The following is a 26121-nucleotide window of genomic DNA, read 5'->3' as shown; positions in this document are numbered from 1 at the left end:
ACCGCGATGCCCGCACTGATCACCTACCGCACCCCAGTCCAGGAGGACTGGGTCGACTATAACGGGCACCTGCGCGATGCCTTCTACCTGCTGATCTTCAGCTACGCCACCGACGCGCTGATGGAGCGCATCGGCCTGGATGCCGACAGCCGCGGCCAGAGCGGTAACTCGCTGTTCACCCTGGAGGCGCACATCAACTACCTGCACGAAGTGAAGCTGGGTAGCGAGGTGTGGGTGCAGACACAGATCATCGGCTTCGACCGCAAGCGCCTGCATGTCTACCACAGCCTGCACCGGGCAGGGTTCGACGAAGCACTGGCGGCCAGTGAGCAGATGCTGCTGCATGTGGACCTGGCGGGGCCGAAGTCGGCGCCGTTCAGTGAGCGTAGTGTCGGGTTGCTGCAAGGATTGGTGGGTGAGCAGCAGGATGTGCCTCCGACTGAGTTCGTCGGCCGGGTGATAGCCCTGCCTACGCCAAACTGAGCAGCAACACATAACCTGTGGGAGCGGGCGTGTATTCAGGCAAAAAATAACCCCGGAAAGCCGTGAGCATCCGGGGCCAAGAGCGAGCAACATCCACTGTGCACGAACGAGGGTGACCAAACCCTCCGTTGCTTTGAGGGCTCAGTGTGGCCAGCCCCCGAGCCTGATTACAATGCGCTATCTTGAGCTACTTATGCCATCGACCATATTGTTGATAGAGCCTCCGCCAGAAGACCACTCAATACCGACATCAACATCTGGATAATCGCCAAATTGGTAAACGGGCAAAATACCGCTGTACGTTTTACTTAAGAACGACTCATAAGCATGCTTGTCATGTGTAAATTTCACGCTGACGCCCGGGGCCATGCCGATAACCTTTGCAGAGCTCACAATAGTCCCCCATTCCTCCCCGCACTGCGCTCGCACATCAGTTGAAGAACCGATGCCCTGAACAAATTGACAAGATCGCCCGTTAAAATTACTGCCATCGTAAAGTATGAACTCAAGTACCGGTGGATAAAAACCTTCAACCGTTTCCCTGCGCTCATTGAACCGTCGGGCTACATCATGATGTTCTGCCGTTCCGACGGGGATACCTTCATACGTCACGCGCGGATTAGAATGGTAGGGTATGCGCGGGCATGCCGGGCTGCATGCGTACGACATCTGTGTACTGAAGCGAGGCGTTCCCGCCTGGTAGCGATAACCGAACATGTAGGGTGGATTGCGCTCGTTATCGCCCTCATGCCAATTGTGGTCTGCCCCAAGATTATGCCCTAACTCATGGCCCAGAGAGCCAAAACAAGCGATGCCGGAAAAAGCATTACTCTTATTGGAAGTGATGGAGGCCCAACCGCAGTATTCGGGATTGACGAGCAAAATAGATACCAAGTGAGCACGTAAGGCATCTCGCCGCTCACCCACTGCTTTGCCAAAAGGCTGATCGGTTTGGCGGAGGGCATACACCATTTCTTTGAATGTTTTTCCCTGCTCACTGATAGCGCCGTCGTAGTACCCGGCCAGTTCATAGGTGATATCCACTTTACTATTGATCATGTACTGATTGGCGCTCTGCAACGCATTGGCCAACGTGCCTTTATAATCAGCATACCTTGCCCGAGACTCTTCAGTGGTCACGAACATGACACGAATGATGCTTCGCTGTGATTTCGGTACATATCCAGACGTCGTGTCCGGTGCAGAAGTGCTATTTTCTAAAAGCGGCTCAGCTTCAGGCGGCAATTTTGACTCATTAACCTTCACCAGCACGTGCTGGCCTCGCCCGACAGGCTGCAACTCATAGCGCATACCATCAAAGTTGATACTGCCTATCAGGTTTCCTTCATGAAGCACCAACGATATCCAGTCTTTATCAAAATCACCTTCTGCCGTCGACGTGAACTTCTTCCGCCGATCAGTCGACACATCACCTACCCACCCCACCATACCCGGTGCCGGAGGGTCGGCCCGTCGCAGCTGGAATGTAACGCTGTCTTTTTCGTTCAGAGAGACGGTCAATGATTTCGTATCTGGCGAAACCAGCGAAGTGTCCACGGTAACCGGCCGAATGTCCTCGTTAGCCGGGTCGCTTACAAGTGCATTCAAATAGGGCGCCACCCCCACTGCTGCCTGGAGTTCCGTCAGGCTGTTGCTACCGCGAAACTCGAACAATTTCTTCGCCTGGACCGAGTGATGCGATGTACACGCCACCAGCAGCCCAAGGCTCGCAGAGGCGATTAGGCTCGTCATTTTCCTTATACGCATGGTGCTGCTCCATTAAGGTACTTACGCCTCAACTAAGCGCCCTACGCAGCAAGCTTCACAACTGGCAAAAATATCAGGTCAGGAAAAAAATAACCCCGGAAAGCCGTGAGCATCCGGGGCCAAGAGCGAGCAACATCCACTGTGCACGAACGAGGGTGACCAAACCCTCCGTTGCGGTAGATGGCTTGAGTTTGCGCACTTCCCGGCAGGTGGATTTAGCCGGGAACGACCTGTTCTTAGCCAAAGCAGCCATGGCGCCATTCTGTTGTTGCGGGCATGTCGCCGGCGTCACAGAATCGGTCGTAAATCACAGCAGCACTCTCTTAGCGATAAAAGGGACAACAGCCATGATGCATGCGGATTTGATTGACCAGGACGATCTGGCAGGCCACCTGCGCGCGCGCGGGTTCGAGATTCCGGCCGGCGCTACTGCCGAGCAGGCGTGCGAAGCGGTGGTGCGTGGGCTGACCGAGCCCAATGCACGGGCGCTGAAGGGGATGGTGGAGCAGATGTATACCGGTAGTGCGACGATCCTGCCGGCGGTGCGCCAGGCCATCGACAAACAGCTGTTGCCGGCGTTGGCGCAGTTCAACAAGCGCGGCTGATTCGTTTTCCTGTACTGGCCTCTTCGCGGGTAAACCCGCTCCCACAGGTACTGCACTGCTTTTGAATTCAGTGCAGTACCTGTGGGAGCGGGTTTACCCGCGAAGAGGCCAGTGCTGTTTCAGAGCCTTACACTGGCAAAGGTCGACTCGTTGCGCGCCTGGCTCAAGGCCGCCATCGGCCCGCTGTGCGGCGACAGGGTCATGGCCTGAGGGATCGGCATCATCGCCACCTGCTGCGCAGTGTTGGAGCCCACGCGCTCGTCACGCGGCGGAATGCCGAAATACTCGCGGTAGCACTTGGAGAAGTGCGGGGTAGACACGAAGCCGCACACCGACGCCACTTCGATGATCGACATCGGCGTCTGCTTCAGCAGCTGCCGGGCGCGGATCAGGCGCAGCTTCAGGTAGTAACGCGACGGCGAACAGTGCAGGTACTTCTGGAACAGGCGCTCGAGCTGCCGACGCGATACCGACACGTATACCGCCAGTTCATCCAGGTCGATCGGCTCTTCGAGGTTGGCCTCCATCAGCGCGACGATTTCCTGCAGCTTCGGCTGGTTGGTGCCAAGCATGTGCTTGAGCGGCACGCGCTGGTGATCCTGCTCGTTGCGGATGCGCTCGTAGACGAACATTTCGGAAATCGCAGCCGACAGTTCACGGCCGTGGTCGCGGCTGATCAGGTGCAACATCATGTCCAGCGGCGCGGTGCCGCCGGAGCTGGTGAAGCGGTTACGGTCGAGGGTGAACAGGCGGGTGCTCATGTTGACCCGCGGGTAGGCCTCCTGCATGGCCGCCAGGCATTCCCAGTGCACGCTGCAATCAAAGCCGTCGAGCAGGCCGGCGCAGGCCAGGGCCCAGCTGCCGGTGCACACTGCACCCAGGCGACGCGACTGACGGGCCTGGGTTTGCAACCAGGTGACATGCTCGCGGGTAACGCTGCGCTGGATGCCCACGCCGCCACAGACAATCACGGTATCGATGGGGGGCGCACTGTGCATGGCGGCGTCAGGGGTTATCTGCAAGCCATCGCTGGCCCACACCTGTCCACCATCGGCGGTGAGGGTGTGCCAGCGGTACAGCTCGCGGCCGGACAGCTGGTTGGCCATGCGCAGCGGCTCGACGGCCGATGCCAGGGAAATCAGGGTGAAATTGTCCAGTAGGAGAAACCCGATGGACTGGGGGGCTGTGCGGTTCTGGGTTGGGTTCCCGGAGGTGTACGACGTCATCGCGATTTCTCCTCACACAAATGCAGGGTGTGCCTCAGGCGAGCACTGATTTCTTGTTATGTATGGCCCCGGTTCATGTGCAGGGGCCTTGGTGCCAATCTCAACGCAAACGCCGTGCCTGAAATTGAACGGCTATCCAAAAAAACCTGAAAACGACGCCTTTGTCAGGCAAATCAGGTGCTTTGATCGAGTTGGCCAATCTTCGTGGAACTGGCGTGCTAGGCGCTGTGCGTGTAACGGCTGAGCAATTTGGTGACATGCGCAGTGTAGGATGCCCAGAAACGACACTCATGAGTGTCACCGACAACGCCCACACTGATAACGACACCCGACGATCGGTATGCGTCGTACTGCACCATAAAGGGGCATTGGGGGACTGTGCTGCACCTGCGTCAAACTCAAGGGCCTCTTCGCGGGTAAACCCGCTCCCACAAGTACAGCACCGCGAGTGAGAGCAACGCAGTACCTGTGGGAGCGGGTTCACCCGCGAAGAGGCCCTTGAGGTCAGATCAAGCTATCAGCACTCGATTGCGCTGACCGCCAAACCACCGCGCGAGGTCTCTTTGTACTTGTCGTGCATGTCGGCCCCGGTATCGCGCATGGTGCGGATCACCTGGTCGAGGGAAATGAAGTGCTCGCCATCACCACGCAGGGCCATCTGCACCGCGTTGATGGCCTTTACCGCGGCAATCGCGTTGCGCTCGATGCACGGCACCTGCACCAACCCGCCGACCGGGTCGCAGGTCAGGCCCAGGTTGTGCTCCAGGGCGATCTCGGCAGCGTTCTCCACCTGTGGCGGGGTCGCACCCAGCACTTCGGCAAGGCCCGCCGCGGCCATGGCGCAAGCCGAACCGACTTCACCCTGGCAACCCACTTCGGCACCGGAGATCGACGCGTTCTTCTTGCACAGGATGCCCACCGCGGCAGCACCGAGGAAGAAATCGACCACGCTGGACTCGTCCACCGCATCGCTGAAGCGCATGTAGTAGTGCAACACCGCCGGGATGATGCCCGCCGCACCGTTGGTCGGCGCGGTAACCATGCGCCCGCCGGCGGCGTTCTCTTCGTTGACCGCCAGGGCGAACAGGTTGACCCACTCCATGGCGCTCATGGTCGAGCCGATCACGTTGGGCTTGCCGATTTCCTGCAGGCTGCGGTGCAGCTTTGCGGCGCGGCGGCGCACGTTCAACCCGCCGGGCAGCGTGCCTTCGTACTTGAGGCCGTTGTTGACGCATTCCTGCATGGCTTCCCAGAGCTTGTGCAGGCCGGCGCGGATCTCTTCCTCGCTGCGCCAGACCTTCTCGTTGGCCATCATCAATTGCGACACGCTGAGGTCGTTTTGCTTGCACAGGCGCAGCAGTTCGGCAGCGCTGTTGAAGTCGTACGGCAGCACCGTCTGGTCGGCATCCAGCACGCCGCTGGCGGCCTGGGCGGCATCGACCACGAAGCCGCCACCGACTGAGTAGTAGGTGTCGCGGTGCAGCTCGCCCTGCTCGCCTTCGGCAATCAGGGTCATCGCGTTGGGGTGGTACGGCAGGTTCTCGTCCAGCAGCAGCATGTCTCGGGCCCAGACGAATTCGATGGGCAGGCGGCTGTCCAGCTGCAGGGTGTTGGTTTCGCGCAGGTCGGCGATACGCGGTGCGATCTGGGTCGGGTCGATGGCGTCAGGCCATTCACCCATCAGGCCCATGATGGTGGCATTGTCGGTGCCATGCCCCACACCCGTGGCCGACAGCGAGCCATACAGGCGCACTTCGATCCGCTTCACACGTTCCAGCTCGCCGCGTTCGCGCAGGCCCTGAACGAACAGGGCGCCAGCACGCATGGGGCCGACGGTGTGGGAGCTGGAGGGCCCGACACCGATCTTGAACAGGTCGAACACGCTGATGGCCATTATCGAATCACCTCTTGCTGGGCTTGTCTCTGCGCGCCATGCGCAGGGCGGGGCAGCTGCTAGGCTGAAGCAGCGGGCCGCCTTGAATGCACGCATCATCGGGCTTTTACCAACCCCCTCGCCGTCTGCAACCGACGTACTTTTGTCCAGCAGCGCCGCGCTGTTTTTTACCGGGGAGCTGCCCTCGCCACGCCGCTTTCCGGCGGCCTGGTGACGTAAAAATGCGGCTGAGGGGGTGGAAAAATCCATAAGCGACATCGCCCATACTGGATACGACCCGTTCCGTACTGGTTACGACCCCACCAGTAGGCGATTGCCCAGCGCTGGAGGATTATCGAAAGCGACTCGTAAAGCACGGCCACGCATCCTGCCCTCTGCAGGCCTGGTCGACCGGACCCTGAGAAAGCCCGGCGACCCACGCGAACCCGAAGACAAAATCACAGGAGTCCATCCATGAAAGGTTCACCCTCGCTGTTGCTGGTTGCGTTGCTGTCCGCGCCTTTGCTGGCCCAGGCCGCCGAACCCGAGCAATGTCAGACGGTACGGTTCTCGGATGTCGGCTGGACCGACATCACGGTAACCACCGCGACCACCAGCGTTGTGCTCGAAGCACTGGGTTACAAGACCCACACCACCATGATCTCGGTACCGGTGACCTACAAGTCGCTGGCCACCGGCAAGGACCTGGACGTGTTTCTCGGCAACTGGATGCCGACCATGGAGAACGACATCAAGCAGTACCGCGACGCCGGTACTGTAGAAACAGTGCGCGCCAACCTGGAAAACGCCAAGTACACCCTGGCCGTGCCCCAGGCGCTGTATGACAAGGGCCTGAAGGATTTCAGCGACATTCCCAAGTTCAAGAAAGAACTCGACAGCAAGATCTACGGCATCGAGCCCGGCAACGATGGCAACCGCACCATCCAGAGCATGATCGACAAGAACGCCTTCGGCCTGAAGGACGCCGGCTTCAAGATCGTCCAGTCCAGCGAGGCCGGCATGCTGTCGCAGGTCGACCGCGCGCAGAAACGCGGCGATGCGCTGGTGTTCCTCGGCTGGGAACCGCACCCGATGAACACCCGCTTCAAGATGCAGTACCTGACCGGCGGGGACGAGTTCTTCGGCCCCGACTTCGGCAAGGCAACCGTATTGACCAACACCCGCAAGGGTTATGTGCAGGAATGCAGCAACGTTGGCCAGCTGTTGAAGAACCTGTCGTTCGAGCTCAAGGATGAAAGCACCATGATGGGCTATGTCCTGGACGACAAGATGAAACCCGAGGCGGCGGCCAAGAAGTGGCTCAAGGACAACCCTGGCAAACTGGATGCCTGGCTGGCCGGCGTAACCACCGTGGATGGCAAACCCGGCCTTGAGGCGGCCAAGGCCAAGCTGACGCAATAACGAAATACGCAATAGCGCTACCTCGGGGCAGGCCCGTGCCTGCCCCGGGTTGATTTCAATCTATGCAGGTGGAAGCTCGCTATCATGCTTATCGATCAGAAAATACCCCTGGGCCAGTACATCGCGTCGTTCGTCGAGTGGCTGACCCAGAACGGCGCGAATTACTTCGACGCCATCGCGCAAGGCCTGGAGTTCATGATCCATGGCGTCACCAGTGCCCTGACTTTCTTCAATCCGTTCGTGCTCATCGCTCTGTTCGCCGCCTTGGCGCATTTCATCCAGCGCAAGTGGGCGCTGACCGCATTCGTTGCCCTGTCGTTTCTGCTGATCCTCAACCTGGGTTACTGGCAGGAAACCATGGAAACCCTGGCGCAGGTCACCTTCGCCACAGTGGTTTGCGTGGCCATCGGCGTGCCACTGGGCATCGTCGCCGCGCACAAACCGATGTTCTATACCGCCATGCGCCCGGTACTCGACCTGATGCAGACGGTACCTACCTTCGTCTACCTGATCCCCACCCTGACCCTGTTCGGCCTGGGTGTGGTGCCGGGGCTGATCTCGACAGTGGTGTTTGCCATCGCCGCGCCGATCCGTCTCACCTATCTGGGCATCTGCGACGTCCCGCAGGAGCTGATGGATGCCGGCAAGGCATTTGGCTGCTCACGGCGCCAGCTGCTCACCCGTATCGAACTGCCGCACGCGATGCCAAGCATCGCCGCCGGCGTTACCCAGTGCATCATGCTGTCGCTATCGATGGTGGTGATCGCCGCCCTGGTCGGCGCTGACGGCCTGGGCAAACCTGTGGTCAACGCACTGAACACCGCCGATATTTCCCTGGGCTTCGAAGCGGGCCTGGCGATCGTGCTGCTGGCGATCATGCTCGACCGTATCTGCAAGCAACCGGACCTGCCGGTAAGGGGTGAAGCATGAGCATCATTCGTTTCGAAGACGTCGACGTCATCTTCTCCAACAAGCCGCGCGAAGCGCTGGCGCTGCTCGACCAAGGCCAGACCCGCGAGCAGATTCTCAAGCAGACCGGCCTGGTGGTGGGTGTCGAGAAGGCCAACCTGGATATCCAGAAGGGCGAGATCTGCGTGCTGATGGGCCTGTCCGGCTCGGGCAAGTCGAGCTTGCTGCGCTGCATCAACGGCCTGAACACCGTCAGCCGCGGCAAGCTGTTCGTCGAGCACGAAGGCAAGCACATCGACATTGCCCACTGCACCCCGGCCGAACTGAAGATGATGCGCACCAAGCGCATTGCCATGGTGTTCCAGAAGTTCGCCCTGATGCCCTGGCTGACGGTGCGCGAGAACATCAGCTTTGGCCTGGAAATGCAGGGCCGCCCCGAGAAGGAACGGCGCAAGCTGGTCGACGAGAAGCTCGAGCTGGTGGGCCTAACCCAGTGGCGCAACAAGAAGCCGGACGAACTGTCTGGCGGCATGCAGCAGCGCGTGGGCCTGGCCCGGGCGCTGGCGATGGATGCCGACATCCTGCTGATGGACGAACCATTCTCGGCACTGGACCCGCTGATCCGCCAGGGCCTGCAAGACGAGTTGCTGGGCCTGCAGGCCAAGCTGAGCAAGACCATCGTGTTCGTCAGCCACGACCTGGACGAGGCGCTGAAGCTGGGTAGCCGCATCGCCATCATGAAGGACGGGCGGATCATTCAGTACAGCAAGCCGGAAGAGATCGTGCTCAACCCGGCCGACGAGTATGTACGTACCTTCGTCGCCCATACCAACCCGCTGAACGTGCTGTGCGGGCGTAGCCTGATGCGCAGCCTGGACAACTGCAAGCGGGTGAATGGTTCGGTGTGCCTGGACCCGGGTGGCGACTCGTGGCTGGACCTGGGCGAAGGCAACTCGATCAAGCGCGCACGCCAGGGGCAGAACGGGCTGGAGATGCAGAACTGGGCGCCGGGGCAGTCGGTGGAAGGGCTGGGTCGCAGGCCGACTCTGGTGCACGCGGATATCGGCATGCGTGATGCGCTGCAGATTCGTTACCAGACCGGGAACAAGCTGGTGCTGCAGGAGAATGACAAGGTGGTGGGGATTCTGGGCGACAGCGAGCTGTATCACGCGCTGCTCGGCAAGAACCACGGCTGATGCCATTGGGGCCGCGTTGCGGCCCTTTCGCGACACAAGGCCGCTCCTACAGGGGAACGCGTATCCCTGTAGGAGCGGCCTTGTGTCGCGAAAGGAGGGCAAAGCCCTCCCGACAATGGATCAGCGAACGACGATCCCGCGCGAAGCCATGTAGGCCTTGGCTTCCGGAACCGTGTACTCACCAAAGTGGAAGATACTGGCCGCCAGCACCGCACTGGCATGCCCTTCCAGAATGCCGTCAGCCAGGTGCTGCAGGTTACCCACCCCGCCCGAGGCAATCACCGGAATACCCAGCGCATCACTGATCGCACGGGTAACACCCAGGTCGAAGCCGTTCTTCATGCCGTCCTGGTCCATGCTGGTCAGCAGGATCTCGCCGGCCCCCAGGCCTTCCATCTTCTTCGCCCATTCAACGGCATCCAGCCCGGTAGGCTTGCGCCCGCCGTGGGTGAAAATCTCCCAACGCGGCTGTTCACCCGGGCCGGACACCTTCTTGGCGTCGATGGCGACAACGATGCACTGCGAACCGAAACGGTCCGCTGCCTCGCCGACAAACTCCGGGTTGAACACCGCGGCCGTGTTGATCGAGACCTTGTCGGCACCGGCATTGAGCAGGTTGCGGATGTCCTGCACGGTGCGCACACCACCGCCCACGGTCAGCGGGATGAACACCTGGCTGGCCATGCGCTCGACGGTATGCAGGGTAGTGTCGCGGCCGTCGACGCTGGCAGTGATGTCGAGGAAGGTGATTTCGTCGGCACCTTGCTCGTCGTAGCGACGGGCGATTTCCACCGGGTCGCCGGCATCACGGATGTTCTCGAACTTGACGCCCTTGACCACCCGGCCGTTGTCCACGTCCAGGCAAGGGATGATGCGCTTGGCCAGTGCCATGGTTCAGTCCTCAGCCTTGGTAGTTGTCGCAGAAGGCCTGGGCCTCGGCGACATCGAGGGTGCCTTCGTAGATGGCACGGCCGGTGATGGCGCCGATGATGCCCGGGGCCTTGGCGTCCAGCAGGGCCTTGATGTCGCCCAGGTTGTGGATGCCGCCCGAGGCGATCACCGGGATCGAGGTAGCTTCTGCCAGCGCCTTGGTGAACGGCACGTTGCAGCCTTGCATCATGCCGTCCTTGGCGATGTCGGTGTAGACGATCGCCGAGACGCCATCGGCCTCGAAACGCTTGGCCAGGTCGATGACCTGCACCGAGCTCACCTCAGCCCAGCCGTCGGTGGCGACGAAGCCATCCTTGGCGTCCAGGCCAACGATGACCTTGCCCGGGAAGGCCTTGCACGCTTCGGCGACGAACTCCGGCTGCTTGACCGCCTTGGTGCCGATGATCACGTAGCTGACGCCAGCCTTGACGTAGTGCTCGATGGTTTCCAGCGAGCGGATGCCACCGCCGATCTGGATCGGCAGGGTCGGGTAGCGCTTGGCAATGGCGGTGACCACTTCACCGTTGACCGGCTGGCCTTCGAAGGCGCCGTTGAGGTCGACCAGGTGCAGGCGGCGGCAGCCACCCTCGACCCACTTGGCGGCCATGCTCACCGGGTCGTCGGAAAATACCGTGGAGTCTTCCATGCGGCCTTGGCGCAGGCGCACGCAGGCACCGTCCTTCAGATCGATAGCGGGGATAATCAGCATCTTGGGAACCTGTCTGTTCTTGGGTTTTCAGGGCTTCTCGAGCGCCCACAGATCGCTTTCGATGCTCTCGAACCGCTCCTTGAGGTGCAGCTGAACATCGGCAATCGCCCTGTTGTAGTAAAGGGGTGCAATTTCTTTGCTGAACAGCTCGAGGACTTCGGCCACTTCGAACGACCCCAGCTCCAGCTCGAAACGGTCTTCGAGGAAGCGCTTGAGCGTGTGCAGCGCATCGCGCTCCTGCTCGGGGGCCAGGGTGATGACCGGGGCCTTGGTCTTCGACCTGCTCATTTACCAGCGCCCGTCCCAGGCGACGAAGTTCTGCAGCAGCTGCAGGCCATGGGTATGGCTCTTCTCCGGGTGGAACTGCACGGCAAAGCGCGAGCCATCGGCCAGCGCAGCGGCGAAATCGACACCGTAATGGCCGCGGCCGACCACCTGGGCCGGCTTGCCGGCATTGATGTAGTAGCTATGCACGAAGTAGAACCGCGCACGGTCGGGGATGTCGTGCCACAGCGGGTGGTCGTTGGTCTGGCCAACTTCGTTCCAGCCCATGTGCGGCACCTTCAGGTGCTCGCCGTCTTCCTGCAGGTCTTTGCCGAAGAAGCGCACCTGGCCGGGGAACATGCCGATGCAGTCGACACCGTCGTTTTCTTCGCTGTGGTCGAGCAGTGCCTGCATACCCACGCAAATGCCGAGGAACGGCCGGTCCTGGCTGACTTCGCGCACCAGGCTGTCGAAGCCCAGGCGGCGGATTTCGGCCATGCAGTCGCGAATCGCGCCCACGCCCGGGAATACCACGCGGTCGGCTTCGCGGATGACCGTGGCATCGCTGGTGACCAGCACCTTACCGGCCCCTACATGCTCGAGCGCCTTGGCCACCGAGTGCAAGTTGCCCATGCCATAGTCGATTACGGCTACCGTCTGCATTTACAGGCACCCTTTGGTGGATGGCATCTGCCCGGCCATGCGCTCGTCGAGGGTAATGGCCATGCGCAGGGCGCGGCCGAAAGCCTTGAACACGGTCTCGATCTGGTGGTGGGTGTTGTGGCCACGCAGGTTGTCGATGTGCAGGGTCACCAGGGCGTGGTTGACGAAGCCCTGGAAGAACTCCTGGAACAGGTCGACATCGAAGCCACCGACGCTGGCGCGGGTGTACGGCACGTGCATCTGCAGGCCCGGGCGACCGGAGAAGTCGATGACCACGCGCGACAGCGCTTCGTCCAGCGGCACATAGGCGTGGCCGTAGCGGAAGATGCCCTTTTTGTCACCGATGGCCTGGGCGAATGCCATGCCCAGAGTGATGCCGACGTCTTCGACGGTATGGTGATCGTCGATATGCGTGTCACCCTTGCACTCGATATCCAGATCGATCAGCCCATGGCGGGCAATCTGGTCCAGCATGTGTTCAAGGAAAGGCACACCGATATCGAATCGGGCCTTGCCACTGCCATCGAGGTTGATCGAGCACTTGACCTGGGTTTCCAGGGTATTGCGCTCGACGGAAGCCTTACGTTCGACCATCACCAGCTCCGCAAAATCATTAGGCGAAAAGGGCTTCATTATAGGCCTAGAACGCGCCGGCTTGAAACGCGGATGACATATGGCAGAACGAGGAGTTACGCAGGCTGGATACCGTTACAGGTCTATACAACCGGGGGCCTGGGGCTGCTTTGCAGCCCATCGCGACACAAGGCCGCTCAGGGTTCACCTGTAGGAGCGGCCTTGTGTCGCGATGGGGCGCAAAGCGCCCCCAATCAATGGAACAGCACAGCCGTCTTCTGCAGGGTAATCCAAACGCCCCAGGCCAACGGCACGACCACCACTGCCCAGGCCAGCAGCACCAGCGGCAGGCTACCCGGCGCCGCCTTCCACTCCAGCGAGCGCGCCCCGTCGGCGCCCTTGTCATGGCTCAACGCCCGCTCGGCAGCCAGTTCGGCATCGCTCATGAAATGCTTGTCGGCCACCGGCCGCACCAGCATGTTGCAGACAAAGCCCAGCACCAGCAGGCCGGCGAGGATGTACAGGGTCATGTCATAAGCAGCCGCACGCTCCACCCCGGCCGCCAACTGGTACTCGCGCAGGTAGGTGATAAGCACCGGGCCCAGCACCCCCGCCGCCGCCCAGGCGGTCAGCAGGCGGCCATGAATGGCGCCGACCATCTGCGTGCCGAACAGGTCGGCCAGGTAGGCCGGTACCGTGGCAAAACCACCACCGTACATCGACAGAATGATGCAGAACGCCGCCACGAACAGCGCCACGTTACCCAGGTGCCCCATGTTCGGCACCAGGCTGTACAAGCCCACGCCCAGGGCGAAGAAGGCGAAATAGGTGTTCTTGCGGCCAATGTAGTCCGAGAACGACGCCCAGAAGAACCGCCCGCCGATGTTGAACAGGCTCAGCAGGCCGGTGAAGCCGGCGGCGATCGCGGCAATCTGCGCCAGCTGGGCGCTGTTCAACTCGCTGAAGCTCAGCCCGTTGCCCAGCAGCTTGCCGGCGAACACTTCCTGCAGCAACGGCGAAGCCATGCCGAGGATGCCGATACCCGCCGACACGTTCAGGCACAGCACCAGCCAGATCAGCACGAACTGCGGGGTCTTCCAGGCCACGCTGACGTGCACGTGGCGGTCGGTGACCATGGCGTTGCCAGCCTTCTTCACCGGGGCGCTCCAGCCTTCTGGCTTCCAGCCGGTCGGCGGTATGCGATACGCCAGGGCACCGGCGGTCATGAACACGAAGTAGATCGCTGCCATGACGACGAAGCTCTGCCACACGCCCACTTCCTGCGCATTGCCGAAATGGCCCATCAGCGCGGTGGCCAGCGGTGCACCGACCATGGCCCCGCCACCGAAGCCCATGATCGCCATGCCGGTGGCCATGCCACGCTTGTCCGGGAACCACTTGATCAGGGTCGACACCGGCGAGATGTAGCCCAGGCCCAGGCCGATACCACCGATTACGCCGGACCCCAGCCACATCAGCCACAGCTGATGGGTTTTTACGCCAATCGCCGAAATCAGCATGCCACCGCACCAGCACAGCGCCGACACCAGGCCGGCCTTGCGCGGGCCGGCGTGTTCCAGCCAACCACCCAGCACGGCCGCCGAGCAACCGAGGAAGACGAAGAACAGGGTGTAGATCCAGCTCAGCATGGAAATCGGCCAATCGCATTCGGCGCTGAACATACGGGCCATGAAGCCCATGTCTGCTGCGCAGGCAACCGGGGCGGTGATGCCGAGGGCTTGCGACAGCGGCAGCCAGAACACCGAGAAGCCATAGGCCATGCCGATGCACAGGTGGATGGCCAGGGCGGCCGGCGGGACCAGCCAGCGGTTGAAGCCCGGACGGGCGATGATGCGCTCCTTCGACAGGAAGCCTGGCGCACTGGCCAAGGTCCCCGCCGCGACGGTACTGCTCATGGATCAGATCCTTCTTATAGGTAGGGTGCAGGCAAAGCGGCGCAAGGGTAGCAGCATCAAGTAGCGTGAAAGCAATCTGATATCGTTAATTTTTGCTCGGCTGAAACGGTCCTCTTTCCGAAAACCTGCTCTCCCCTGTAGGAGCGGCCTTGTGTCGCGAAAGGGCTGCGCAGCAGCCCCGACATTGCCTGCTGCGAAGCTGAAAGTGCGGGGCCGCTTTGCGCCCCATCGCGACACAAGGCCGCTCCTACAGCGGACCGCATTTCATCGCGGGCTGAAAAATCAAGGTCGAAAGCCGTACCATCTGCCATACACGTAGGAAATGCCCTGTATCTCTAGTCGAATACGCAGGGGCAACCACTGCGGCGCTATACTCTGGCGCTTGAATTTCAAAAACGGACTACAAGGACTCGCCCATGAAAGCGTTCGGCAAAATCCTGGGACTTGGGCTTCTCGGGTTGCTGCTGATCATCGTGGCGCTGGGCTTCGCCCTGACCCACCTCTTCGATCCCAACGACTACAAAGACGAGATTCGCCAGCTGGCACGTGACAAGGCTCACGTCGAGCTGACCCTCAACGGTGACATTGGCTGGAGCCTGTTCCCGTGGCTGGGCCTGGAGTTGCACGAAGCGAGCATTGCCACCTTGAACAAACCCAAGGAACCGTTCGCCGACCTGCAGATGCTCGGGCTTTCTGTACGTGTGCTGCCACTGCTGCGCCGCGAAGTGCAGATGAGCGACGTACGCGTCGAGGGCCTGAACCTGACCCTGGCCCGTGACGAACAGGGCCATGGCAACTGGGAAGACATCGGCAAGCCGCTGCCCGCGCAGAACGGCGCCAGCGCCGATGCGCAGGCCAGTGCTCCGGCCCAGGCACCGGCCGAACAGGCGTCGGCACCGGTCGCCAGCAACGAACGCGCCGTCAAGCTGGACATCGACAGCCTGACCGTGAACAACGCCCGCGTGCAGTACACCGATGCCAAGACCGGCCAGAGCTACAGCGCCGAAAGCATCCAGCTGAGCACCGGCCCGGTCCACGAAGGGGCGAACATTCCGCTCAAGGCCAGCGCCTTCCTCAGTGCCAGCCAGCCGAACATCAAGGCCCGCACCGAACTGGCCGGCGAGCTGCGCTTCGACCGCAAGCTCAAGCGCTACAACTTCGAAGACATGCGCCTGTCTGGCGAAACCTCGGGTGAGCCCACCGGCGGCAAGACCGTGACCTTCGCCGCCCAAGGCCAGTTGCTGGTCGACTTGGCCGCCAATGTCGCCTCGTGGAACGGCCTGAAAGTCTCGGCCAACCAGCTGCGCGCCCTGGGCGAGCTGAACCTGCGAGACCTGGACAAGGCGCCACAGCTGAGCGGCGGCCTGTCCATCGCCCAGTTCGACCTGCGCACCTTCCTCGACAGCATCGGCCGCCCGCTGCCGGTCACCAACGACCCGGCGGCCTTCGCCAAGCTGGAACTGGTCACCCGCCTGCAGGGCACGCCGAACAGCCTGGCCCTGGAAGACCTGGCGGTGAAGCTGGACGACAGCACCTTCAGTGGCCGCGTGGCCGTCGAAGACTTCGCCAAACAGGCCCTGCGCCTGCAGCTCAAGGGCGACACCTTCAACGCCGACCGCTACCTGCCGGCCAAGAGTGAAGAGGCCAAGGGCGCCACCGCCGCGCGCCAGGCCGAGGTCAAGCAACAAGAAGCCAGCGCGGTCGCCGGCCCTGGCACCACGCCGCTCCCCAACGCCCCGACCCAGGTCGCCTGGAGCGACGACAAGCTGCTGCCGGTCGACCGCCTGCGCGCCCTCGACCTGCAGGCCGACCTGGCCTTCGGCTCGCTGACCCTGGACAAACTGCCGATCGAAGACGCCCAGCTCAAGGCCATCGGCCAGGGCGGCCTGCTGACCCTGCAAACCCTGCGCGGTGAACTGTACAACGGCACCTTCGAGGCCAAGGGCACCGTCGACGTGCGCCCTGCCGTGCCGCAACTGGGCGTCAACACCAGCATCCAGCGGGTGCCGGTAGAACACTTCATCAAGACCGAGGGCAAGGAACAGACGCCACCGGTCAAAGGCCTGCTGACCCTGACCAGCGACCTGACCGCCACCGGCAACAGCCAGAAGGCCCTGGTCGACACCCTCAACGGCAACGCCAACTTCGTCATCAACGACGGCGTGCTGGTCAATGCCAACCTGGAACAGCAGCTGTGCAAGGCCATCGCCACGCTGAACCGCAAATCGCTCACCGGCGAGCCTCGCGGCAAGGACACCCCGTTCCAGGAACTACGTGGCAGCCTGGTAGTACGCAATGGCGTCGCCAACAACCCGGACCTCAAGGCACGCATTCCAGGCCTGACCGTCAATGGCCATGGTGACCTCGACCTGCGTGTACTGGGCATGGACTACAACGTTGGCGTGGTCGTCGAAGGCGACCAGCGCGCCATGCCGGACCCGGCCTGCCAGGTCAACGAACGCTATGTGGGTGTCGAAATACCGCTGCGCTGCCGTGGCCCTCTGGAGCTGGGCGCCAAAGCCTGCCGCCTGGACCAGGACGGCCTGGGCAAGGTTGCCGCCAAGGTGGCCGGCAACCGCCTGCAGGACAAGATCGATGAAAAACTCGGAGACAAAGTGAGCCCGGAACTGAAAGACGCGCTCAAGGGGCTGTTCAAGCGATGAGCCCCGAGCAGTTCTCCAGCGCAGTGCTGGATTGGTATGACGAACACGGCCGGCACGACCTGCCCTGGCAACAGGGCATCAACCCGTACCGGGTGTGGGTGTCGGAAATCATGTTGCAGCAGACCCAGGTCAGCACCGTGCTCAACTACTTCGACCGCTTCATGCAGGCCCTGCCGACCGTGCAGGCCCTGGCCGAGGCGCCGGAGGACGAAGTGCTGCACCTGTGGACGGGCCTGGGCTACTACACCCGGGCACGCAACCTGCAAAAGGCCGCGAAGATCGTGGTCGAACAGCATGGCGGCGAATTCCCGCGCAGTGTCGAGCAGCTCACCGAGCTGCCCGGCATCGGCCGCTCCACCGCCGGCGCCATCGCCAGCATCAGCATGGGCATCCGCGCACCGATCCTCGACGGCAACGTCAAGCGCGTGCTGGCCCGCTACACCGCCCAGGCCGGCTACCCCGGCGAACCCAAGGTAGCCAACCAGCTGTGGGCCACGGCCGAACGCTTTACCCCGCAGCAGCGAGCCAACCACTACACCCAGGCGATGATGGACATGGGCGCCACGCTGTGCACCCGCAGCAAGCCCAGCTGCCTGATCTGCCCGCTGCAGCGCGGCTGCGAAGCGCACCTGCACGGTGAAGAAACCCGCTACCCCGAGCCCAAGCCGCGCAAGGCACTGCCGCAACGCCGCACACTGATGCCACTGCTGGCCAACCACGAAGGCGCCATCCTGCTTTACCGCCGCCCGTCCAGCGGTCTGTGGGGTGGTTTGTGGAGCCTGCCGGAGCTGGACGACATCGCCCAGCTCGACGATCTGGCCTACCAGCACGGCCTGCGCCTGGCTGACAGCCGCGCCATGGACGGCCTGACCCATACCTTCAGCCACTTCCAGCTGGCGATCGAGCCCTGGCTGGTGCGCGTCGACCCGGTCGGCCAGCACGTGGCCGAGGCCGACTGGCTCTGGTATAACCTCGCCACCCCGCCGCGCCTGGGCCTCGCTGCCCCGGTGAAAAAGCTGCTCAAACGCGCGGCCGACGAACTGATTGCAGGAGACGCCCGATGACCCGCACCGTGATGTGCCGCAAGTACAAAGAAGAACTGCCAGGCCTGGAGCGCCCGCCCTACCCCGGCGCCAAGGGCCAGGACATCTTCGAACACATCTCGCAGAAAGCCTGGGCCGACTGGCAGAAGCACCAGACCATGCTGATCAACGAAAAGCGCCTGAACATGATGAATGCCGAGGACCGTAAATTCCTCCAGGGCGAGATGGACAAGTTTTTCGCCGGCGAAGAATACGCCCAGGCGGAAGGCTACGTTCCACCCTCGGAATGACCCCACGGAACGTAAGCGACGGAATTAATTTAAAATTTTTTCAAAAAGTCGTTGACGAGCGGTCTGAAAGTCTATTTAATTCACCTCGTCGCCCAGATAGCTCAGTCGGTAGAGCAGAGGATTGAAAATCCTCGTGTCGGCGGTTCGACTCCGTCTCTGGGCACCACCTTCACGCTTCTGGTGGTTGCAAAGTTACCCGAAGCGACAACAAGAAACCCGCCTAGTGCGGGTTTTTTGTTGTCTGTGAGTTTTCATAATCCAACAGCTTCAATCCTCAAATCCCCTCACGTCTCATTGATAGACATCAAATAGCTATCACTCGCTCACCTTCACAATCGAAGACGGACATCCGACTCGACCCGCAAGGACCTCCATGAGCGAAGAATCCCCCCTCCTGCTCCCCGCCCCCAGCGAGCCCGCCATCACCCCAGCCCGCACGCGCCGCCCACGCCAGCGCAAGCCGGAGCCGACGATTACCAGCATCAGCCAGCAACCTGCGGCACTGGAAGTCGCCACCGCCCCCAAGGGCAGCAACGAAGACAGCACCTCGGCCCACCTGCCGGCCAGCTACCCGTACCGCACCCGCATGCGTCGCCAGGACTACGAAAAGGCCAAGCACGCGCTGCAGATCGAGTTGCTGAAGGTACAGAGCTGGGTGAAGGAAACCGGCCAGCGCGTGGTGATCCTGTTCGAAGGGCGCGATGCCGCAGGCAAGGGCGGCACCATCAAGCGGTTCATGGAGCACCTCAACCCTCGTGGTGCACGCATCGTTGCCCTGGAAAAGCCTTCCGAGCAGGAAAAAGGCCAGTGGTACTTCCAGCGCTACATCCAGCATCTTCCCACTGCGGGGGAAATGGTGTTCTTCGACCGATCCTGGTACAACCGCGCCGGCGTCGAAAAGGTGATGGACTTCTGCACGCCGCTGCAATACCTGGAATTCATGCGCCAGGCCCCGGAGCTGGAGCGGATGTTGTGCAACAGCGGCATCCTGCTGTTCAAGTACTGGTTTTCGGTGAACCGCGAAGAGCAACTGCGCCGCTTCATCTCGCGCCGGGACGACCCGCTAAAGCATTGGAAGCTGTCACCCATCGACATCAAGTCGCTGGACAAGTGGGAAGACTACACGGCAGCCAAGGAGGCGATGTTCTTCCATACCGATACTGCCGATGCGCCATGGACCGTGATCAAGTCCGATGACAAGAAGCGTGCGCGGATCAATTGCATCCGGCACTTTCTGCATTCGCTGGATTATCCGGGGAAGAACCACAGTGTGGCGCATGCGCCGGATGAGTTGCTGGTCGGTCGGGCTTCGCGGGGGTTCGAAGAAGATGGGTTGGCGCAACCATAGACTGAAGGTTCACGCCAACGCCAGCCATCCGCAACCCAAGAAGGACTGCGGATCGAACCTCAGTCCTCGTCAGCTTCTTCGTCTGCCCCCACATCAGGCATGGAGCGAAGATGTTCGAAGGCGTCTTCGGTCATGTAGCCCAGGTAGGAGACACTATGCAAACCGAGGCCGCTCTTGAAACGTTTATCGTTCTCATAAAGATCGTCCATAATTGCGCCGAGATCCTCCTTCGTGATCCGCGGCCCATCGCAGGGGGCGAATCCGCTCGGAAAGACAAGGCGACCTTTTTTGGTATAACCGTATAGGGTGACAAGATAGAAATGCTTCATTGTTCTCTCCTTTTGCGCAGACCTACGCGTGCTCAAAGCGCCGATCCATTATCGAAATTGGCTGTCGCCTGGCGTGAGTGACAGCAGGAGAGAAGCTACTGACGTTGCGCAATCGCCATAATCGGGATACGAATCCCTGGTACATCTGGCAGCCTATGCCGAAAAGGGGCACAGCTTGGGTTTCTCTGGTAATTGCGCTTCAATACGCGCACTTTTCAGACACGCCCAAGGATTCCCCATGGCCACCCCCACCAAGCAACAGAAACGCGCCAAGCGCGCCGCCAGCAAGGCCAAGCAGAACCGCATGGTCCGCAGCGGCCAGGCAGTCAAGGCCAGCGCAGGCGACAGCGCCAGCATCGAGCAGGTGTACAACAAGGCCATGGAATCGGGCAGCTACGACCCGCTGTTCAAGAAAATGAAGGAAGCCCAGGAAGGCGGCCTGGTGCCGATGATTTCGGTGTTCCTGGTAGACCCGCTGCTGGCCCTGGTGCTCAAGGGGCACAAGGAAGAACACGCCACCGACTACATCGTGCTGGTGTTCAATGCCTACCGCAAATGGCTGGACGGGGCCGACGAAGAGGCCACCATGGCCTGGCTGGAGAGCGATGAGTTCCAGGCAGCCTATGTGGCGGCTTCGGAGCTGGTTGCCAAGCAGCAACAGCAGCAGAAGCAGTTTGGCTGACAGGGCCATGTGACCTGCCCCGGCCCATTCGAGGGTAAACCCGCTCCCACAGGGATATCACAGCAATTGAGATATGTGGTGTACCTGTGGGAGCGGGTTTACCCGCGAAGAGGCCGGTACAGTCAACAAAAAAGGCCGCGCCCTTCACAGGACGCGGCCTTTTCATTTCAGCCAGCGCGGATCAGTTATCCAGCGCCACCCGCCCGGCAGCTTCACGCTTGCGGTGCACCAGCAAGCCAGCCGCCACCACACCAATGCTCAGCAATGCGGTCGCGATGATTTCGGCGCGGTGGTCCTCACGCAGCGCCATTACCACCAGGATGGCAATGATGAAGGCAATGGTCGCCCAGGTCAGGCCCGGGAACAGCCACATCTTGAAAGTGATCTTCTCGCCGCGGGCCTCACGCTGGGCGCGCATGCGCAGCTGCGACACGGCAATCACCAGGTAAACCAGCAGCGCAATGGCACCAGAGCTGGCCAGCAGGAACTCAAATACCTGGGCCGGGGCCACGAAGTTGGCGAACACACAGAGGAACGCCGCTGCAGTGGACAGCAGAACCGCCACATGCGGGGTAGCCGACTTGGTGGTGCGCTGGGCAATGGCCGGGGCGTCACCACGCTTGCTCAGCGAGAACAGCATGCGCGACGAGGTGTACAGCGCCGAGTTCAGGCAGCTGGTCACGGCGATCAGCACGACGATGTCGACGATCAGCTTGGCATTCGGCACGCCGATGCGGCTCAGCACGGTCTGGTAGGAACCGGTCTCGGCCAGGGCCGGGTCGTTCCACGGTACCAGGGCCACGACCAGGAAGATCGACACCAGGTAGAACAGGCAGATACGCCAGATCACCGAGTTGGTGGCGCGGCTGATCTGCTTGCCCGGGTCCTTCGACTCGGCAGCGGCAATGGTAACGATTTCGGTACCCATGAACGAGAACATGGTGGTCAGCATGGCTGCCAGCACCGCGCCCAGGCCGTTAGGCATGAAGCCCTGGGTGTCGAACAGGTGGCTGGCACCGCTTACCTGGCTGCTCGGCACAAAGCCGAACATGGCAGCACAACCCACAGCGATGAAGCCGATGATCGCCAGCACCTTGAGCAGGGCGAACCAGAACTCGAACTCGCCGTAGTTCTTCACGCTGCACAGGTTGGTCAGGGTCAGCGCCAGGGTGATGACCAGAGAGAACGCCCACAGGTCGACCGCAGGGAACCAAGCATGCAGGATGGCCGCGGCGGCGTTGGCCTCCAGCGGAATTACCAGTACCCAGAACCACCAGTACAGCCAGCCAATGGTGAAACCGGCCCAGCGCCCGATGGCGCGGTCGGCATATGTAGAGAACGAACCGGTGTCAGGCGAGGCGACAGCCATTTCACCCAACATGCGCATCACCAGCACGACCAGCGTACCGGCGGCAGCGTAAGCCAGCAGCACGGCTGGGCCGGCAGCAGCGATGGCGTGGCCGGAGCCAACGAACAGGCCGGCACCGATGACGCCAGCGATGGACAGCATGGTCACATGCCGTTGTTTGAGCCCCTGAGCGAGGTCATTGGAATTGTTACCGCTCATTAAAACTACCTTTGTAAGGAGTGGACCACTCCGACTGCGGTTACGGAGCGCGCCTGGGGTGACCTGGGCGTCGCTGCAATCGGCGGTTTCCTACTGGCAATAAGCGCGCCATATGCTGAATGCATTCGTCAGAAAAGTCGGCAGGCCTTTTAGCGTGCGGTTTGGAGGGCTTTCGGCCAACGGCTGACCGAAAGGCCGCCAAATCATCGGATTACTGAAATACCCACTTACAAACGCACCAAAGGTGCTCCCCGGTAACACCTGTGCACCGCTGCAATGCAAAAAAGTGCAACCTAGAGGTACAACCTGAAGACCCGGCCTCCCCCGTTCGCGGGCATGCCCGCTCCCACAGGTCAGGTGCAACCATTTGAGCTTTTTAACGAACCTGTGGGAGCGGGCGTGTCCGCGAAAGGTCTAAAACCGCTTCCATGAGAGGGCCAAAGCTGGCACCATCGCGCCTTTTTTCATCAAGGCTCTGGTGCTGGGCGACACCTTCGCGGATATCCGCGCGACGTTGCGCTGCAACGATGCGACAAACCGCCCCACCAGCGCCCCGAGTCCCCAGCGACCCTGTTGGCCGTGATAATGCCGCTATGCTAGCTTGGCGCACGCCAGGAAGGCCGCCAACAGCTGGGAACGCACCCGTACACATGAGGACCGCACATGGCTCAGGCCACGCCCGCGCTGGAAATCCGCAATCTGCACAAACGCTACGGCGAGCAGGAAATTCTCAAGGGCATTTCGCTGACCGCACGCGACGGTGACGTGATCTCCATCTTGGGGTCGTCCGGCTCCGGCAAGTCCACCCTGCTGCGCTGCATCAACCTGCTCGAGAACCCGCACCAGGGCGAAATCCTGGTCGCCGGTGAAGCCCTCAAGCTCAAGGCCGCCAAGAACGGCGACCTGGTCGCCGCCGACAACCGCCAGATCAACCGCCTGCGCAGCGAGATCGGTTTCGTCTTCCAGAACTTCAACCTGTGGCCGCACATGTCGATCCTCGACAACATCATCGAGGCGCCACGCCGCGTGCTCGGCCAGAGCAAGGCCGAGGCCATCGAAGCCGCCGAAGCCCTGCTGAACAAGGTCGGCATCTACGACAAGCGCCACAGCTACCCCGCCCAGCTTTCCGGTGGCCAGCAACAGCGCGCCGCCATTGCCCGTACCCTGGCCATGAAGCCCAAGGTCATCCTGTTCGACGAGCCAACTTCGGCGCTCGACCCGGAAATGGTCCAGGAAGTGCTAAACGTTATCCGCGCATTGGCCGAAGAAGGCCGTACCATGCTGCTGGTGACGCACGAGATGAACTTTGCCCGCCATGTGTCCAGTGAAGTCGTCTTCCTGCACCAGGGCCTGGTCGAAGAGCAGGGATCGCCGCAGCAGGTCTTCGAGAACCCGACCTCGGCGCGTTGCAAGCAATTCATGTCCAGCCACCGCTAACGGAGCAATACATGCACACTTACAAGAAGTTCCTCCTGGCAGCTGCTGCCACGCTGGTGATGTCGGCCAACGCCCTGGCCGCAGAAAAACTGCGCATGGGTATCGAAGCCGCCTACCCACCGTTCAACAACAAGGATGCCAGCGGTAACGTGGTCGGCTTCGACAAAGACATCGGCGACGCCCTGTGCGCCAAGATGAAAGTCGAGTGCTCGGTCGTCACCTCCGACTGGGACGGCATCATCCCGGCCCTGAACGCCAAGAAGTTCGACTTCCTGGTGTCGTCGCTGTCGATCACCGACGAGCGCAAGCAGGCCGTGGACTTCACCGAGCCGTACTACTCCAACAAGCTGCAGTTCATCGCGCCGAAAAACGTCGACTTCAAGACTGACAAACCTTCGCTTAAGGGGAAGGTCATTGGCACCCAGCGCGCAACATTGGCTGGCACCTACCTTGAAGACAACTACCCGGATGTCGAGATCAAACTCTACGACACCCAGGAAAACGCCTACCTCGACCTGGTTTCCGGCCGCATCGACGGCATCCTGGCCGACAAGTACGTGCAGTACGAGTGGCTGAAGAGCAAAGACGGCTCGAACTTCGAGTTCAAGGGCGAGCCGGTGATGGACAGCGACAAGATCGGCATTGCCGTGCGCAAGGGTGACACCAAGCTGCGCGACGACCTGAACAAGGCCCTGGCAGAAATCAAGGCCGACGGCACGTACAAGAAGATCAACGACAAGTACTTCCCGTTCAGCATCGAATGATCCGCCCCGACCGGCGCGCCCTTGCGGCGCGCCAGTCCCTAGAATGACCTGCCCATGAATATCGACCTGCACGGATTCGGTCCGGCCATGATGGCCGGCACCCTGATGACCGTAAAACTGGCGCTTTGCGCCTTGCTGCTGGGCCTGGTCCTGGGCCTGCTCGGCGCCCTGGCCAAGACTTCCTCGATCAAGCCGCTGCAATGGCTTGGTGGCTTCTATTCGACCCTGGTTCGCGGCGTGCCCGAACTGCTGTGGGTACTGCTTATCTATTTCGGCACCGTCGGCTTGATGAACGCCCTCGGTGAAGCCCTGAACATGCCGGGCCTGGAGCTCAGCGCCTTCGCTGCGGGCGTGATCGCCCTGGGCCTGTGCTTCGGCGCCTACGCCACCGAAGTGTTCCGTGGCGCCATCCTGGCGATCCCCAAGGGCCACCGTGAAGCCGGCCTGGCGCTTGGCCTGTCCAAAGGCCGCATCCTGTCGCGGATCATCCTGCCGCAGATGTGGCGCATCGCCCTGCCCGGCCTTGGCAACCTGTTCATGATCCTGATGAAGGACACCGCCCTGGTGTCGGTGATCGGCCTGGAAGAAATCATGCGCCACGCACAAATCGGCGTGACCGTGACCAAAGAGCCGTTCACCTTCTACATGGTTGCGGCCTGCATCTACCTGAGCCTGACCATCATTGCCATGACCGGCATGCACTTCATGGAAAAACGCGCCGCTCGCGGCTTTGCGAGGGCCGAATAATGAATTGGGAAGTCATCATCAAATGGCTGCCACGCCTGGCCCAGGGTGCGACCCTGACCCTGGAGCTGGTGGCCATCGCGGTGGTTGCCGGGTTGATCCTGGCCATCCCGCTGGGCATCGCCCGCTCCTCGCGCCACTGGTATGTGCGCGCGGTGCCGTTCAGCTACATCTTCTTCTTCCGTGGCACGCCGCTGCTGGTGCAGCTGTTCCTGGTCTACTACGGCCTGGCGCAGTTCGACGCGGTGCGTTCGAGTTCGCTGTGGCCGTACCTGCGCGACCCGTTCTGGTGCACCGTGCTGACCATGACCCTGCACACTGCTGCCTACATCGCCGAGATCCTGCGCGGCGCGCTGCAGTCGATCCCCAAGGGTGAGATCGAGGCGGCGCGGGCGCTGGGCATGTCGCGGGGCAAGACGCTGTTCTACATCATGCTGCCACGCGCCGCGCGCATCGGCCTGCCGGCGTACAGCAACGAAGTGATCCTGATGCTCAAGGCCAGCGCCCTGGCCAGTACCGTGACCCTGCTGGAACTGACCGGCATGGCCCGTACCATCATCGCCCGCACCTACCTGCCGGTAGAGATCTTCTTTGCCGCCGGGGTGTTCTACCTGGTGATCTCGTTCGTGCTGGTGCAGGGCTTCAAGCTGCTGGAGCGCTGGTTGCGCGTGGATGCCTGCCAGGGCCGCTGAGACCACTTAGCTTTCTTCGCGGGTAA

25 protein-coding genes and 1 tRNA gene are annotated in these 26121 nt (G+C 61.6%); 15 read left to right on the top strand and 11 right to left on the bottom strand.

The window, feature by feature from the left end:
• Positions 1 to 6 precede the first annotated feature (6 nt).
• A complete protein-coding gene (locus ABIB24_RS16060) occupies positions 7 to 483 on the top strand; it encodes a thioesterase family protein (protein ID WP_137162796.1) in 477 nt (158 codons plus the stop codon).
• Positions 484 to 660: 177 nt separating this feature from the next.
• On the opposite strand, the gene ABIB24_RS16055 is transcribed toward ABIB24_RS16060, so the two are convergent.
• Positions 661 to 2250 (bottom strand): reprolysin-like metallopeptidase, encoded by a 1590-nt coding sequence (locus tag ABIB24_RS16055; RefSeq protein WP_137162795.1) that lies wholly within the window; start codon positions 2248 to 2250, stop codon positions 661 to 663.
• Between the two features lie 347 nt (positions 2251 to 2597).
• Between ABIB24_RS16055 and ABIB24_RS16050 the strand changes: the two genes are divergently transcribed.
• Entirely contained in the window at positions 2598 to 2855 is a 258-nt protein-coding gene (locus ABIB24_RS16050) for a hypothetical protein (RefSeq protein ID WP_003257487.1), read from the top strand.
• A 119-nt stretch (positions 2856 to 2974) separates the two neighbouring features.
• Here ABIB24_RS16050 and gbdR read toward each other — a convergent pair whose 3' ends face one another.
• Entirely contained in the window at positions 2975 to 4081 is a 1107-nt protein-coding gene (gene gbdR / locus ABIB24_RS16045; RefSeq protein WP_025337376.1) for a choline metabolism transcriptional regulator GbdR, read from the bottom strand.
• 517 nt (positions 4082 to 4598) lie between these two features.
• On the bottom strand, positions 4599 to 5975 hold the full coding sequence (locus ABIB24_RS16040; protein ID WP_025337375.1) for an L-serine ammonia-lyase: 1377 nt from the start codon (positions 5973 to 5975) through the stop codon (positions 4599 to 4601).
• A 453-nt stretch (positions 5976 to 6428) separates the two neighbouring features.
• Between ABIB24_RS16040 and choX the strand changes: the two genes are divergently transcribed.
• The 3 genes from choX (at position 6429) to choV (ending at position 9481) form a co-directional block, all read left to right on the top strand.
• Complete coding sequence (choX, locus tag ABIB24_RS16035) at positions 6429 to 7376, top strand: choline ABC transporter substrate-binding protein (protein ID WP_085591296.1); 948 nt, start codon at positions 6429 to 6431, stop codon at positions 7374 to 7376.
• Positions 7377 to 7457: 81 nt separating this feature from the next.
• Positions 7458 to 8306 carry a choline ABC transporter permease subunit gene (choW, locus tag ABIB24_RS16030; protein WP_169774667.1) on the top strand — a complete coding sequence of 283 codons (849 nt, stop codon included), beginning with the start codon at positions 7458 to 7460 and terminating at the stop codon, positions 8304 to 8306.
• Positions 8303 to 9481, top strand: a complete 1179-nt coding sequence (gene choV, locus ABIB24_RS16025; RefSeq protein ID WP_025337373.1) for a choline ABC transporter ATP-binding protein — start codon at positions 8303 to 8305, stop codon at positions 9479 to 9481. Before choW ends, choV begins: the two co-directional genes overlap by 4 nt.
• Before the next feature lie 120 nt (positions 9482 to 9601).
• On the opposite strand, the gene hisF is transcribed toward choV, so the two are convergent.
• From hisF to ABIB24_RS15995, 6 genes are all read right to left on the bottom strand, one after another.
• Complete coding sequence (gene hisF, locus ABIB24_RS16020) at positions 9602 to 10372, bottom strand: imidazole glycerol phosphate synthase subunit HisF (protein ID WP_025337372.1); 771 nt, start codon at positions 10370 to 10372, stop codon at positions 9602 to 9604.
• Between the two features lie 10 nt (positions 10373 to 10382).
• Positions 10383 to 11120 carry a 1-(5-phosphoribosyl)-5-[(5-phosphoribosylamino)methylideneamino]imidazole-4-carboxamide isomerase gene (hisA, locus tag ABIB24_RS16015; protein ID WP_003257484.1) on the bottom strand — a complete coding sequence of 246 codons (738 nt, stop codon included), beginning with the start codon at positions 11118 to 11120 and terminating at the stop codon, positions 10383 to 10385.
• Positions 11121 to 11147: 27 nt separating this feature from the next.
• Complete coding sequence (locus ABIB24_RS16010) at positions 11148 to 11408, bottom strand: DUF2164 domain-containing protein (RefSeq protein ID WP_274078857.1); 261 nt, start codon at positions 11406 to 11408, stop codon at positions 11148 to 11150.
• Entirely contained in the window at positions 11409 to 12047 is a 639-nt protein-coding gene (hisH, locus tag ABIB24_RS16005; RefSeq protein ID WP_025337371.1) for an imidazole glycerol phosphate synthase subunit HisH, read from the bottom strand. It lies immediately after the preceding gene.
• A complete protein-coding gene (hisB, locus tag ABIB24_RS16000; RefSeq protein ID WP_003255736.1) occupies positions 12048 to 12641 on the bottom strand; it encodes an imidazoleglycerol-phosphate dehydratase HisB in 594 nt (197 codons plus the stop codon).
• 233 nt (positions 12642 to 12874) lie between these two features.
• Positions 12875 to 14536: an OFA family MFS transporter gene (locus ABIB24_RS15995; RefSeq protein WP_137162792.1), complete on the bottom strand. Its 1662-nt coding sequence runs from the start codon at positions 14534 to 14536 to the stop codon at positions 12875 to 12877.
• A 416-nt stretch (positions 14537 to 14952) separates the two neighbouring features.
• On the opposite strand from ABIB24_RS15995, the gene ABIB24_RS15990 reads away from it, so the two are divergent.
• From ABIB24_RS15990 to ppk2, 5 genes are all read left to right on the top strand, one after another.
• Positions 14953 to 17199, top strand: coding sequence for an AsmA family protein (locus tag ABIB24_RS15990; protein ID WP_274078856.1), 2247 nt, complete (start codon positions 14953 to 14955; stop codon positions 17197 to 17199).
• Positions 17196 to 18263 (top strand): A/G-specific adenine glycosylase, encoded by a 1068-nt coding sequence (gene mutY / locus ABIB24_RS15985; RefSeq protein WP_013970490.1) that lies wholly within the window; start codon positions 17196 to 17198, stop codon positions 18261 to 18263. The genes ABIB24_RS15990 and mutY overlap by 4 nt, the downstream gene beginning before the upstream one ends.
• Positions 18260 to 18532 (top strand): oxidative damage protection protein, encoded by a 273-nt coding sequence (locus tag ABIB24_RS15980; RefSeq protein WP_003257478.1) that lies wholly within the window; start codon positions 18260 to 18262, stop codon positions 18530 to 18532. The genes mutY and ABIB24_RS15980 overlap by 4 nt, the downstream gene beginning before the upstream one ends.
• Before the next feature lie 90 nt (positions 18533 to 18622).
• Positions 18623 to 18698 (top strand) — tRNA-Phe (locus ABIB24_RS15975).
• 207 nt (positions 18699 to 18905) lie between these two features.
• A complete protein-coding gene (gene ppk2, locus ABIB24_RS15970; RefSeq protein WP_274078855.1) occupies positions 18906 to 19880 on the top strand; it encodes a polyphosphate kinase 2 in 975 nt (324 codons plus the stop codon).
• A 59-nt stretch (positions 19881 to 19939) separates the two neighbouring features.
• Here the strand turns inward: ppk2 and ABIB24_RS15965 are convergent, their stop codons facing one another.
• Complete coding sequence (locus ABIB24_RS15965; RefSeq protein ID WP_137162790.1) at positions 19940 to 20209, bottom strand: hypothetical protein; 270 nt, start codon at positions 20207 to 20209, stop codon at positions 19940 to 19942.
• Positions 20210 to 20447: 238 nt separating this feature from the next.
• Here ABIB24_RS15965 and ABIB24_RS15960 point away from each other — a divergent pair, with 238 nt between their 5' ends.
• Positions 20448 to 20891, top strand: coding sequence for a hypothetical protein (locus ABIB24_RS15960; RefSeq protein ID WP_013970488.1), 444 nt, complete (start codon positions 20448 to 20450; stop codon positions 20889 to 20891).
• A gap of 181 nt (positions 20892 to 21072) precedes the next feature.
• Here the strand turns inward: ABIB24_RS15960 and gabP are convergent, their stop codons facing one another.
• On the bottom strand, positions 21073 to 22458 hold the full coding sequence (gene gabP / locus ABIB24_RS15955; RefSeq protein WP_025337364.1) for a GABA permease: 1386 nt from the start codon (positions 22456 to 22458) through the stop codon (positions 21073 to 21075).
• Positions 22459 to 23121: 663 nt separating this feature from the next.
• On the opposite strand from gabP, the gene ABIB24_RS15950 reads away from it, so the two are divergent.
• The 4 genes from ABIB24_RS15950 to ABIB24_RS15935 are packed head-to-tail and all read left to right on the top strand — an operon-like array spanning position 23122 to position 26095.
• Positions 23122 to 23895: an ABC transporter ATP-binding protein gene (locus ABIB24_RS15950; protein ID WP_075044343.1), complete on the top strand. Its 774-nt coding sequence runs from the start codon at positions 23122 to 23124 to the stop codon at positions 23893 to 23895.
• Between the two features lie 11 nt (positions 23896 to 23906).
• Positions 23907 to 24659, top strand: a complete 753-nt coding sequence (locus ABIB24_RS15945; protein ID WP_013970486.1) for an ABC transporter substrate-binding protein — start codon at positions 23907 to 23909, stop codon at positions 24657 to 24659.
• A gap of 54 nt (positions 24660 to 24713) precedes the next feature.
• Positions 24714 to 25406 carry an ABC transporter permease gene (locus ABIB24_RS15940; RefSeq protein WP_025337363.1) on the top strand — a complete coding sequence of 231 codons (693 nt, stop codon included), beginning with the start codon at positions 24714 to 24716 and terminating at the stop codon, positions 25404 to 25406.
• Entirely contained in the window at positions 25406 to 26095 is a 690-nt protein-coding gene (locus tag ABIB24_RS15935; protein WP_015268628.1) for an ABC transporter permease, read from the top strand. The genes ABIB24_RS15940 and ABIB24_RS15935 overlap by 1 nt, the downstream gene beginning before the upstream one ends.
• Positions 26096 to 26121: the final 26 nt, after the last annotated feature.

The sequence above is a fragment of the Pseudomonas sp. UYEF17 genome (genome assembly GCF_040546125.1).
GTDB classification, from domain to species: Bacteria; Pseudomonadota; Gammaproteobacteria; order Pseudomonadales; family Pseudomonadaceae; genus Aquipseudomonas; species Aquipseudomonas putida_Z.
Note: the sequence above shows the minus strand (reverse complement) of the source record. Positions and strands in the feature narration are given on the sequence as shown.

Coding starts and splice junctions, on each gene's coding strand:
- mutY (WP_013970490.1), top strand. CDS start 17,196: ATGAGCCCCGAGCAGTTCTCCAGCGCAGTGCTGGATTGGTATGACGAA.
- ABIB24_RS15935 (WP_015268628.1), top strand. CDS start 25,406: ATGAATTGGGAAGTCATCATCAAATGGCTGCCACGCCTGGCCCAGGGT.
- ABIB24_RS15980 (WP_003257478.1), top strand. CDS start 18,260: ATGACCCGCACCGTGATGTGCCGCAAGTACAAAGAAGAACTGCCAGGC.
- ABIB24_RS15960 (WP_013970488.1), top strand. CDS start 20,448: ATGGCCACCCCCACCAAGCAACAGAAACGCGCCAAGCGCGCCGCCAGC.
- ABIB24_RS15965 (WP_137162790.1), bottom strand. CDS start 20,209: ATGAAGCATTTCTATCTTGTCACCCTATACGGTTATACCAAAAAAGGT.
- ABIB24_RS15945 (WP_013970486.1), top strand. CDS start 23,907: ATGCACACTTACAAGAAGTTCCTCCTGGCAGCTGCTGCCACGCTGGTG.
- hisB (WP_003255736.1), bottom strand. CDS start 12,641: ATGGTCGAACGTAAGGCTTCCGTCGAGCGCAATACCCTGGAAACCCAG.
- gabP (WP_025337364.1), bottom strand. CDS start 22,458: ATGAGCGGTAACAATTCCAATGACCTCGCTCAGGGGCTCAAACAACGG.
- choX (WP_085591296.1), top strand. CDS start 6,429: ATGAAAGGTTCACCCTCGCTGTTGCTGGTTGCGTTGCTGTCCGCGCCT.
- ABIB24_RS16060 (WP_137162796.1), top strand. CDS start 7: ATGCCCGCACTGATCACCTACCGCACCCCAGTCCAGGAGGACTGGGTC.
- ABIB24_RS15995 (WP_137162792.1), bottom strand. CDS start 14,536: ATGAGCAGTACCGTCGCGGCGGGGACCTTGGCCAGTGCGCCAGGCTTC.
- ABIB24_RS15940 (WP_025337363.1), top strand. CDS start 24,714: ATGAATATCGACCTGCACGGATTCGGTCCGGCCATGATGGCCGGCACC.
- ABIB24_RS15990 (WP_274078856.1), top strand. CDS start 14,953: ATGAAAGCGTTCGGCAAAATCCTGGGACTTGGGCTTCTCGGGTTGCTG.
- ABIB24_RS16040 (WP_025337375.1), bottom strand. CDS start 5,975: ATGGCCATCAGCGTGTTCGACCTGTTCAAGATCGGTGTCGGGCCCTCC.
- ppk2 (WP_274078855.1), top strand. CDS start 18,906: ATGAGCGAAGAATCCCCCCTCCTGCTCCCCGCCCCCAGCGAGCCCGCC.
- hisF (WP_025337372.1), bottom strand. CDS start 10,372: ATGGCACTGGCCAAGCGCATCATCCCTTGCCTGGACGTGGACAACGGC.
- gbdR (WP_025337376.1), bottom strand. CDS start 4,081: ATGACGTCGTACACCTCCGGGAACCCAACCCAGAACCGCACAGCCCCC.
- hisA (WP_003257484.1), bottom strand. CDS start 11,120: ATGCTGATTATCCCCGCTATCGATCTGAAGGACGGTGCCTGCGTGCGC.
- ABIB24_RS16050 (WP_003257487.1), top strand. CDS start 2,598: ATGATGCATGCGGATTTGATTGACCAGGACGATCTGGCAGGCCACCTG.
- choV (WP_025337373.1), top strand. CDS start 8,303: ATGAGCATCATTCGTTTCGAAGACGTCGACGTCATCTTCTCCAACAAG.
- ABIB24_RS15950 (WP_075044343.1), top strand. CDS start 23,122: ATGGCTCAGGCCACGCCCGCGCTGGAAATCCGCAATCTGCACAAACGC.
- ABIB24_RS16010 (WP_274078857.1), bottom strand. CDS start 11,408: ATGAGCAGGTCGAAGACCAAGGCCCCGGTCATCACCCTGGCCCCCGAG.
- ABIB24_RS16055 (WP_137162795.1), bottom strand. CDS start 2,250: ATGCGTATAAGGAAAATGACGAGCCTAATCGCCTCTGCGAGCCTTGGG.
- hisH (WP_025337371.1), bottom strand. CDS start 12,047: ATGCAGACGGTAGCCGTAATCGACTATGGCATGGGCAACTTGCACTCG.